Genomic DNA, 8877 nt, shown 5'->3' with positions numbered 1-8877 from the left:
TTTCAGGTTACATCTTCCTCCTTCCCAGGACTTTTCCTGTCGCAAGCTGGGTCCATGCCGAGCGGCTGGTGCACAAGCTGCTGCCGACCACCGACGCACAGCGCCGGGCTGTCGAACTGACGCGTACTCTGATCTGGTGGTTCTATACAGACCTGAAGGCATGGCAGCAGGAACCCTGTCCCCGGCGGGCCACCGCGCTCAGGGCGCGGTTCGACCACATATTCACCCGCCGCACCGGCTACGTCCTGCTCGACCGCCTGCTGGCCCGCCTGCACCGGCGCAGGGCCGAACTGCTGCGCGTCCTGGAGCGACCAGAGATACCGCTACACACCAACGGCTCCGAGAACGACATCCGCGCCTGCGTCACCAAGCGCAAGGTCTCGGGTGGCACCATGAGCGAGGATGGCCGGACCGCCCGCGATGTGCTGCTCGGCCTCCTGAAGACCTGCCGCAAGCTCGGCGTCTCGTTCTACCGTTACCTCGGTGACCGCCTGCGCGTCCCAGGCGCCATGCCCGTCCCGCCTCTCGCCAACCTCGTCCGTCACGCCGGCGCCCCGGCCTGACCAGCCAGCTGGGCCCGGGAATTTGCCCCGGTTACACCCAACCCCCTCCAACCGGTTCAAAGACAACGCAGGACGGCGCTAAGAGTGCCCAGGTAGTGCTAGAGAAGCATAGCACCAAAACGCGCCGGTCCTGGTGGAAGCTGCACATCGGCATGGACGCCGAGACTGGCCAGATTGTCGCGGCGGCGCTGACCACCAACGACGTCGATGACGGCGTCCAGGTCGGCCCCTTGCTCGACCAAGTGGCGGTACCGGTGGCCTCGTTCATCGCCGATGGCGCCTATGACCAAAAGGGCGTTGCCGCCGCAGTCGCCGAGCGTCATCCGAACGCGGCGGTCATCGTGCCGCCGCGCTCCACGGCCGTGCCGAGTGGAACTGCAGGGAGCGCGCCGACGCAGCGGAACCGCCACCTGCAGTTCATCACCGAGCATGGACTAGCGGCCTCGCAGAAGGCGTCTGGCTACATCATCCGAGCCCGCGTCGAAGCCGCGATCGGTAGGTTCAAACAGGTTATCGGTGACGGACTGTACTGCTACGCTGACCAGCGTCGGGCGACCGAGGTGGACCTTGCCGTCCATGCGCTGAACCGCATGTTGGAATTGGGACGCCCGATCTCCGTCCGCATTACCTGAACCAAGACAGCACTGGGCACCCTGCGTTCGCCTCGCTAATCCCTGCAACACAGCCGCGAAGGTACCGGTTTACCGGGAGCATCATCCCTTACTGATGAGTCCACCCGTCGGGTCGGGCCCTGTGTACTACCGGTCCAGATTGTCGGTGTCCATATCGACGGAGATGCCGGTGTCGGACCAACTGCGGCAGAAGTATTTGAGCTGATCTGCTGACTTGCCCGGCGTGCGCCTTATCGCAAGTGATGCGGGCTTCGGTGGATGGCTTTGCTGCCGGATTGACCCTCAACGTCGCTCCCGCCTTTGTCCGCACGGCTGAGCTTGGTTGAAAGCGGAACGACAGCCTTCGATCAGTGACGGGTCAAGCGGACACCATGGCGATCAAGCCGTTCGGCCACTATCGACTCAGCAGACCTTCGCCGTCATGCGCTGTAGCGCAAGGCCTCGGCCAGCACCGTGAAGGCCGGCGTGGGCTGGCGACGGCTGGGGTAGTAGAGGTGGTATCCCGGAAAGGGCGGACACCAGTCGGCCAGCACGCGGATGAGTCGTCCCTCGGCGAGCGGTGCCCGCACCTGGTCCTCGAACAGGCAGGCCAGGCCGAACCCGGCGAGGGCCGCCTTGAGCATCAGCGGGATGGTGTTGAAGACAAGCGGCCCCTCGGTCCGCACATTCAGCACCCGCCTGCCCTTCTCGAACTCCCAGGCATAAAGGCCGCCCAGCGTCGGCAGGCGCAGGTTGATGCAGCGATGGCCGATGAGGTCCTGTGGCGTCCTCGGCCGCGGCCGCCCGGCAAAATAGGCGGGCGAGCCGACCACCGCCATGCCCAGCTCCGGCCCGATGCGCAGCGCCACCATATCCTTCCCCACCTGCTCGCCGAGGCGGATGCCTGCGTCGTAGCGCCCGGCGACGATGTCGGTCAGGGTGTTGTCGACGTCGACCTCGACCGTGATGTCCGGATACTCCGGCAGCAGCCGCTCAAGCGCGGGCCAGAGGACGGTGTCGGCCGCGTGCTCGCCGGCGGTGACGCGGATGGTGCCGGACGGCCGTTCGCGCAAGGCGCCGATGGCGGCCAGGCTGGCATCGATCTGGTCCAGGGCGGGGCCGAGGCTCCGAAGCAGGCGTTCCCCCGCCTCGGTCGGCGCGACGCTGCGGGTGGTGCGGGCCAGCAGGCGAAGGCCGAGCCGCGCCTCGAGGCCGCGCAGGGCCTGGCTCAGCGCCGATGGGGAGACCCCGAGCTGCGCCGCGGCCCGGGTGAAGCTGCGCTCCCTCGCCACCGCGCGGAAGGCCTGGAGGTCGTTGAGGTCCGCCCGGGGCATCATGAAGTCCTGCTTAAAGGTCCATGCGAGTTCTACCGGCTAATCCCCCGCAGCCGCAGCCCCTACCTCTCGGGTGCATCCCGACGAAGGAGAGAGGCGATGGATATCAAGCGCGTAGGCTCCCAGCCCTCCGGCAAGGGGCCGACCGAGTGGTTCACCGGCACCGTCCGCATCGATCCGCTGTTCAGCCCGCCCGACCCGGCGCGGGTCGCCGGCGCCCTGGTCACCTTCGAGCCCGGCGCCCGCACCGCCTGGCACATCCATCCGCTCGGCCAGACCCTGGTCGTCACCGCCGGCTGCGGCTGGGTGCAGCGCGAGGGCGGCCCGGTCGAGGAGATCCGGCCCGGCGACGTGGTCTGGTTCCCGCCGGGGGAAAAGCACTGGCACGGCGCCACCGCCAGCACGGCCATGAGCCATATTGCGATCCAGGAGAAGCTGAACGGCTCCCCCGTCGATTGGCTGGAACAGGTCACCGACGACCAGTACTCGCACTGAAGGGAGCAGCAGATGGCGATGGATCCGAATAGGAGTCTCGCGGGCAAGGTCGCCTTCGTGACCGGAGCGGCGAACGGCATCGGCCGTGCTGCAGCGCTCGCTTTGGCTGGTGAGGGCGCCAGCGTCGTGGTTGCCGATATCGCGGAGGCGAGCAACCAAGAAACAGCGCATCTGGTCGAGCAGGTCGGCGGACGGGCCCTTGCAGTCCACTGCGACGTGTCTCGAGAAACGCAGGTAAAGGCCGCGCTTGACAAGGTAATCGAGACTTTCGGGCGGCTTGACATCGCCTTCAACAACGCTGGTGTCGAGCAACCCATCAGGTCCTTGGCCGAACTTACAATCGAGGACTGGGACCGGATCGCTGCCATCGACCTGCGGGGGGTGTTCTTGTGTATGAAGTACGAGATCACCTTGATGCTGCAGCAAGGCGGCGGCGCCATCGTGAACACGTCTTCAGGCGCCGGGGTGAAAGGTTTCGCGGGCCAGACGGCGTATTGTGCAGCCAAGTTCGGCGTCATCGGCCTTAGCAAGGCAGCGGCGCTTGACTACGCGAAGTCGAACATTCGCATCAATGCCATCTGTCCGGGTATCATCGAGACCCCAATGATGGACCGCTTTAGCGGAGGTACGGCCGAGGGCCGCGCGCGGGTGATCGCGCAGGAGCCAATCGGTCGGATGGGCAGGCCCGAGGAGATTGCCGCTGCCGTCCTCTGGCTTTGTTCAGATCGGGCCGCCTTCGTCACCGGGCATGCCATGGTCGTCGACGGCGGACAGACGGTCTAGCGGCGCGGCAGCCGTGGCCGCCCGGCAGGTGAATGCCGCCGAGCCGGTCGGCGGACGAGCTGCTGACACTCGATAATAACAAGCTTGGGCAATGCTGGCGGATGGGCGACTTATCAAAGGTGAGGAGGCGGAGAGGCATCCAGGTGCCGGGCCAACGCTGGCTTCTGCATACATACCGTTTCAGACATAGACACCCAAAGCATGTCACCGAAGTCGTGGTGGGGGTGGTGGGCTTGGCCTGAAGGTAGGCGGTGGAGGAGGCGGAGGACCTAGCCTGAAAGCAGGCGGTGGGGGAGGCGGAGGGCGCCCCAGCCCGAAGACGGGCGGCGGTGAAAGCGGCCTGCCGTAACGCCAATGGTGCTGGTATGGCCGCCAGTAGCCTAAGCCGTAGCCACGGTAACCGAGGTAAGCAGGGTCGTCATAGCCGAGGTACCCTGCGCCGCCCTGGTATCCTACCGGACCGCCGACGCAGCCGCCGAGAGCGAGGAGGCCGAGAAGCAGCAAAAGGCGCCATCTCCTCATTGAGGTCTCCATCGGGAATCCGCCAGGTTCAGCCGGCTCGCGCCGAACCGCCTGCTATTGCTTAGGCGGGTTTCCACCCAGGGCGCCACGGACGGACTGCTGGATGGCAAATCGGCCGCCGCAGCCTCAGCCGAAGTAGCCGGCTTGATAGGATCCCGCATAGCCGAAGTCGTCCCAGAACACCCCGTTCCAGGCGTAGTCGTACTCGTAGCCCAGACCGAAGACGGAACTCGGCGCCGAGTAGTAGGGATAGTTGGCGGTCTGCAGGTATCCTTGCGCAGTGTCGTAGTAGGAGGTGATGTACACCGCTCCCTCGCCGATGCCGTAGAATGGGCCGAGGTCGAAGCCGTACGGGCTTTCGGTGCCGATTTGATAGTAACCGTTTGCAGTGGGCAGGATCTGCCCCGGCGCGTACGCGCCGGTGTCATTGTACATGAAGCCCGCATACTGATCACCGGTGCTGGCGACAAACACCCAGTCGTAATAGCTATCCCCGATCAAGTCGTTCATCATCTCCTCCATCTTGCCTGGCGACAGGCGCAGTGGCCGCCGTGCGGTGTGCCACTGCGAAGAATTCCAAACCGAAAAAGCCAGGTGCTTCCTTCACCGGACACTCCGAGGATTCAGAACGGTTCATGCACCTTGTAGGTCGCAGGCATCAACCAACGGAAGCCGTCTAGCCACGTGCTGCCAAGGCGCTCCTCGGCTCGAGCAATCCGGTCATCCCGGATGGTCTGCCTCCGGGGCTCCTCCGCAATGTCACAAAGGCGGTCCAGCAAGCTGATCGCCTCGTCCCAGTACCAGCTCCGCTGCTCCGGTGTGGTGGCTTCGCGCATGCACCGTACGAGGAGTTCGCCTGTGGCCGAGCCGAGGCAAGGCTCATACCCTGGCGGTATGCCGCGCTCGATCTCAGCCAGGGACAGCGCAACACGCGTCTCGAAATCCCCACCGACAGCGCCCGCAAATCCGGCAGCGCCGGCGAAGAGGAACTCAAGTGGCGCGCAGCACCGTTCGGAAACCCGCCCCGCCCCCCAGTCTCGACGAATCCGGGGCAGGATCTCTCCTGCCAATGCCTGGCGCAGAACTTCGGCCCGGGCCCGGTCGCATCCGCCGTTGGTGCCAACAATGCGCGCAGCGAACGGCTTCAGACGCTGACGTACCTCTTGGGGCATGGCGTCGTTGATGGGTATGGCAAGGTTGCGGATCAGCGGGGAGGCGGTCGCCGGATGATCCGTATGGTGCTCGCCCGCCAGCAGGGCCACGAAGGACATGACGCAGAGCTCGCCACGTCTCAGGCTGCCAACGCCCTCCACGAGCGTGACACGCTCGCACAGTTGCTCCAGTCGCCGATCGACGTCCATGGGATGCCTCCGTCCAGAGATCCTTGGTCGCGTTGGCTGCGGCCGCCTACCCCGACGCAGCGGTTCAACTTCCAGGCCGCTGAACCGGGTCGGGCTATCGGCCTCAGTCCACAACCAACGCTGCCGACCTCGGGGTAGGTTCCATCCGTGGCCGTGCCGAGCTGTACCACCCTGCGAGCCGTGAGCCGATCACTCTCTTAAACCTGACGCTCCCCTTCGGCTAACGCCAGTACGGCCGGCTTGCCCCAGCGGGTAGCCTGATCAAGCTGTCATAGGCTCGCCGGGTCACACCGTAGCACTCACAGGAGACCGCCTCGAGGCCAGGCCGGTCACCCGGACGGCCACATCGTGCCGCCCGAGATCGCAGCGGAGGCGGTTGCGCTCCTGGCGGCGGGCTAACCCCCGTCGCTACGTTTCCTCCCCGAATACCTGCATTCACCTGAAGTACACGATCGACAAAAGTATCAATCTGTCCCAATGTACGTCAGCGAACATCTCATAATTATAGTATTCGCTCAGGAACAGCTTGGAACTCTGGCCCACCAAAGAAGCTTAACGCAGCCTTGATTGGGGCTCCTTTTCGTGGAGACCCGAAAGGTTGTCGCAAGTGGTCCACCTCTCCTCTCTGAAAATCTCATCTCTCGAATCTCCCGCCGGCATAAGCTCGCGGGCCGACGCATCGCCGCGCTTGTCGCTGGCGACGCTGCGAGGCCTGCCGCGTACGGTACGCCGTCCAGGCTTCGACGTGGCCGCACTCCGCCCCGGGATCCTGCATCTTGGCTGCGGGGCCTTCCATCGTGCCCACCAAGCCGTCTTTACTCAGCGGGCCATCGAAGCCAAACCGGGCGCCATTCCGCTCGCGTGGGGCATTATCTCCGCAAGCCTGCAGCGGCCCACCATGCGGGATGCCCTGCAGCCGCAGGATGGGCTCTACACCGTGCTTGAGCGTGGCCCGCACGGCGCCGGCGCTACAGTGATTGGCACCCTCAGCGAGGTCGTCTTCGCGCAAGAGAACCCGGCTGCCCTCTTGGCCCGTTTCACCGATCCGGCGATCCGCCTCGTGACGCTGACGGTGACTTCCTCTGGCTACTGCCTGGATCCGGCCACCGAGCGGCTCGCCGTTCACCATCCTGATATTCAGAAGGACCTGCACGCATCTCTGCCCAGCAGCGCGCTGGGTGTTCTCGTGGCCGGACTGGCGGAAGTCCACAAGGCGGGCCGGCGCCCTCCCGTCGTGATGTCCTGCGACAACCTGCCGGGGAACGGCCGGATCCTGCGCCAGGCGGCGATCGATTATGCGGCGCTGTTCGATGACGAACTCGCCGGCTGGATCGCCAGTTCGGTGCAGTTCCCGTGCTCGATGGTGGACCGCATCACGCCAGCGACGACCGGGGCCGATCTGGCCGATGCTGCGGCGACGCTTGGCGTGTTCGACGCGGCGCCGGTCTCCGCCGAGCCATTCCGCCAATGGGTCATCGAGGACTTTGACGGCCCGCGTCCTGCTTGGGAGGCAGCCGGTGCGGAGTTCGTGCCGGATGTGGCGCCCTGGGAAGCCTCCAAGTTGCGGCTGCTCAACGGCACGCATATGGCAATCGCCTATCTCGGGTCACTGGCCGGGATGCAGACCGTCGCAGAGTTTGTGGAGGACCCAGTCTTCGCCGCCTATGCCCTGCGCTTTATGTTGGCGGAGCAGCGCCCGCCGCAGCCGCCGAGCAGGCACGACATCGATGCCTATGCCCATCAGCTGCTGCGGCGCTGGCGCAATCCCGGCATCGCACATCAACTCAGCCGGGTCGGCCGCAATGGCTCGGAGAAGCTGCAAGCACGGTTGCTTGCCTCGGTGCAGGAGAACCTGGAGGCCGGACGTTCGGCACCCTGTACTCTGCTCGCCGTTGCGGCCTGGATCTGCTGCGCATCGGGATGTGTCGGCCACGGTCATGCCGCGGAAACTCAGGATCCGCTGACTGGGCGCATGCAGGCATTGGGCGCAGCTGCGGGGAACGACGCGGGGCGCCTCACCGCCTCGGTGCTGGCGATGGAAGACGTGTTCGGGCGCGACCTGCCGCGGCTTGAAGCGTTCCGGGTCGGCCTGACGCAGGCGGTTGGCGATCTGCAGCACATGGGGCCTCACGCTACCGTAAAAGCCTTGTTGGCCAATCCCAAGCAGGGTTGCAGGTGAGAGCACAAATGACCTCCCGGGATATGGATACAGCTCACGTGGAAGCGTTGCGCATCAAGGCCGTGCTCTTCGACATGGATGGCCTGCTGGTAGACACCGAGAGCTTGGCCATGCAGGGCCTGGAGCAGGCCGCGGTCGAGGTGGGGATCTCGGCGCCGGAGAGCTTTCGCCATGCCATGATCGGGGTTCCTGCCGACCATTGCCGTGTTCTCGTGCAGGAACGCTTCGGCCCAGGGTTTCCCGCCGAGGATTACCTAGCAGCGGTGAGCCGACACATGGATGCCATGATCGAGGCTGGTGCACTGCGGCTGAAGCCGGGCGTGCGCTGCCTGCTCTCGCATCTTGAAGCGCTGGGGATACCGAAGGCGGTTGCGACATCCTCGAGCCGGGTCAAGGCGGAACGCCATCTCCGCAGCACTGGCATTCTGGGCCGGTTCGACGCGATCGTAACCCGCGACGATGTCGCTCGCGGCAAGCCGCATCCGGACTTGTTCTTGCAGGCGGCCCAGAAGATCGGTACGTATTCAGAACATTGCCTGGCGCTCGAGGATTCCTACAACGGCGTACGAGCCGCTTATGCGGCCGGCGCCACCGTGATCATGGTGCCGGACCTGCTGCCGCCAACCAATGAGATGCGGGAGAGATGTGCCCTGATCGCCACTGACCTGCATGCGGTGCGACCACTCATTCTTCCGCCGCTACCGTGGACCTCAACTGCGCCAACTTCGGCCGGCAAGGCCGAGGCTGCCTGACAGGACGTGTTCCCTTAGCCCTGGGCGTCCGAGGCCAATGCGCTCGGACCACGCTTTGGAGACCATCATGCCAATCACACCGGAAGGTCCGACAACAACCTGGGGCCAGGCGCTTCCGGTCAGCGGTGCACCATTGATCGGCGCCCCTTTGGCCAACCCGGCGGCCGTGATGAACGAGGCTCTTGAGCGTGCAGAGCGTTGGGCGGAGGTAGTGGGCCTCCAAGGCGCTTTGTTGCAGCGGTCGGCGGCTTGGGCCGCTTCGGGTAGGATAAGGCCG

Annotated in this window: 9 protein-coding genes; 6 read left to right on the top strand and 3 right to left on the bottom strand. The window is 65.3% G+C overall.

Annotation, left to right across the window (positions count from 1 at the left end):
* Both AC5JJ1_RS05435 and AC5JJ1_RS05430 read left to right on the top strand, forming a co-directional pair.
* On the top strand, positions 1-563 hold a 563-nt coding region (locus AC5JJ1_RS05435; RefSeq protein WP_495784097.1), incomplete at its 5' end, for an IS66 family transposase.
* The gene (locus tag AC5JJ1_RS05430; RefSeq protein ID WP_495784098.1) at positions 560-1195 is read left to right on the top strand and encodes a transposase; all 636 of its coding nucleotides are present in this window, start codon (positions 560-562) and stop codon (positions 1193-1195) included. The genes AC5JJ1_RS05435 and AC5JJ1_RS05430, both read left to right, overlap by 4 nt.
* Positions 1196-1614: 419 nt before the next feature.
* Here AC5JJ1_RS05430 and AC5JJ1_RS05425 read toward each other — a convergent pair whose 3' ends face one another.
* On the bottom strand, positions 1615-2511 hold the full coding sequence (locus AC5JJ1_RS05425; RefSeq protein WP_495784096.1) for a LysR family transcriptional regulator: 897 nt from the start codon (positions 2509-2511) through the stop codon (positions 1615-1617).
* Positions 2512-2607: 96 nt separating this feature from the next.
* Here AC5JJ1_RS05425 and AC5JJ1_RS05420 point away from each other — a divergent pair, with 96 nt between their 5' ends.
* The gene (locus tag AC5JJ1_RS05420) at positions 2608-3003 is read left to right on the top strand and encodes a (R)-mandelonitrile lyase (RefSeq protein WP_495784095.1); all 396 of its coding nucleotides are present in this window, start codon (positions 2608-2610) and stop codon (positions 3001-3003) included.
* A gap of 12 nt (positions 3004-3015) precedes the next feature.
* Entirely contained in the window at positions 3016-3786 is a 771-nt protein-coding gene (locus AC5JJ1_RS05415; RefSeq protein WP_495784094.1) for an SDR family oxidoreductase, read from the top strand.
* Between the two features lie 648 nt (positions 3787-4434).
* On the opposite strand, the gene AC5JJ1_RS05410 is transcribed toward AC5JJ1_RS05415, so the two are convergent.
* Positions 4435-4830: a hypothetical protein gene (locus AC5JJ1_RS05410; RefSeq protein WP_495784093.1), complete on the bottom strand. Its 396-nt coding sequence runs from the start codon at positions 4828-4830 to the stop codon at positions 4435-4437.
* 101 nt (positions 4831-4931) lie between these two features.
* The gene (locus AC5JJ1_RS05405) at positions 4932-5669 is read right to left on the bottom strand and encodes a hypothetical protein (protein ID WP_495784092.1); all 738 of its coding nucleotides are present in this window, start codon (positions 5667-5669) and stop codon (positions 4932-4934) included.
* Positions 5670-6357: 688 nt separating this feature from the next.
* Between AC5JJ1_RS05405 and AC5JJ1_RS05400 the strand changes: the two genes are divergently transcribed.
* The gene (locus tag AC5JJ1_RS05400) at positions 6358-7848 is read left to right on the top strand and encodes a mannitol dehydrogenase family protein (protein WP_495784091.1); all 1491 of its coding nucleotides are present in this window, start codon (positions 6358-6360) and stop codon (positions 7846-7848) included.
* 8 nt (positions 7849-7856) lie between these two features.
* Positions 7857-8600 (top strand): HAD family hydrolase, encoded by a 744-nt coding sequence (locus AC5JJ1_RS05395; RefSeq protein ID WP_495784090.1) that lies wholly within the window; start codon positions 7857-7859, stop codon positions 8598-8600.
* Positions 8601-8877 lie beyond the last annotated feature (277 nt).

This window comes from Belnapia sp., from assembly GCF_059504005.1.
This window is presented reverse-complemented; position numbering and strand designations above follow the sequence as displayed.

What these genes read in the sequence shown, in the direction of transcription:
- AC5JJ1_RS05425 (WP_495784096.1), bottom strand. Translation starts at nt 2,511, where the DNA reads ATGATGCCCCGGGCGGACCTCAACGACCTCCAGGCCTTCCGCGCGGTG.
- AC5JJ1_RS05420 (WP_495784095.1), top strand. Translation starts at nt 2,608, where the DNA reads ATGGATATCAAGCGCGTAGGCTCCCAGCCCTCCGGCAAGGGGCCGACC.
- AC5JJ1_RS05415 (WP_495784094.1), top strand. Translation starts at nt 3,016, where the DNA reads ATGGCGATGGATCCGAATAGGAGTCTCGCGGGCAAGGTCGCCTTCGTG.
- AC5JJ1_RS05410 (WP_495784093.1), bottom strand. Translation starts at nt 4,830, where the DNA reads ATGGAGGAGATGATGAACGACTTGATCGGGGATAGCTATTACGACTGG.
- AC5JJ1_RS05405 (WP_495784092.1), bottom strand. Translation starts at nt 5,669, where the DNA reads ATGGACGTCGATCGGCGACTGGAGCAACTGTGCGAGCGTGTCACGCTC.
- AC5JJ1_RS05395 (WP_495784090.1), top strand. Translation starts at nt 7,857, where the DNA reads ATGACCTCCCGGGATATGGATACAGCTCACGTGGAAGCGTTGCGCATC.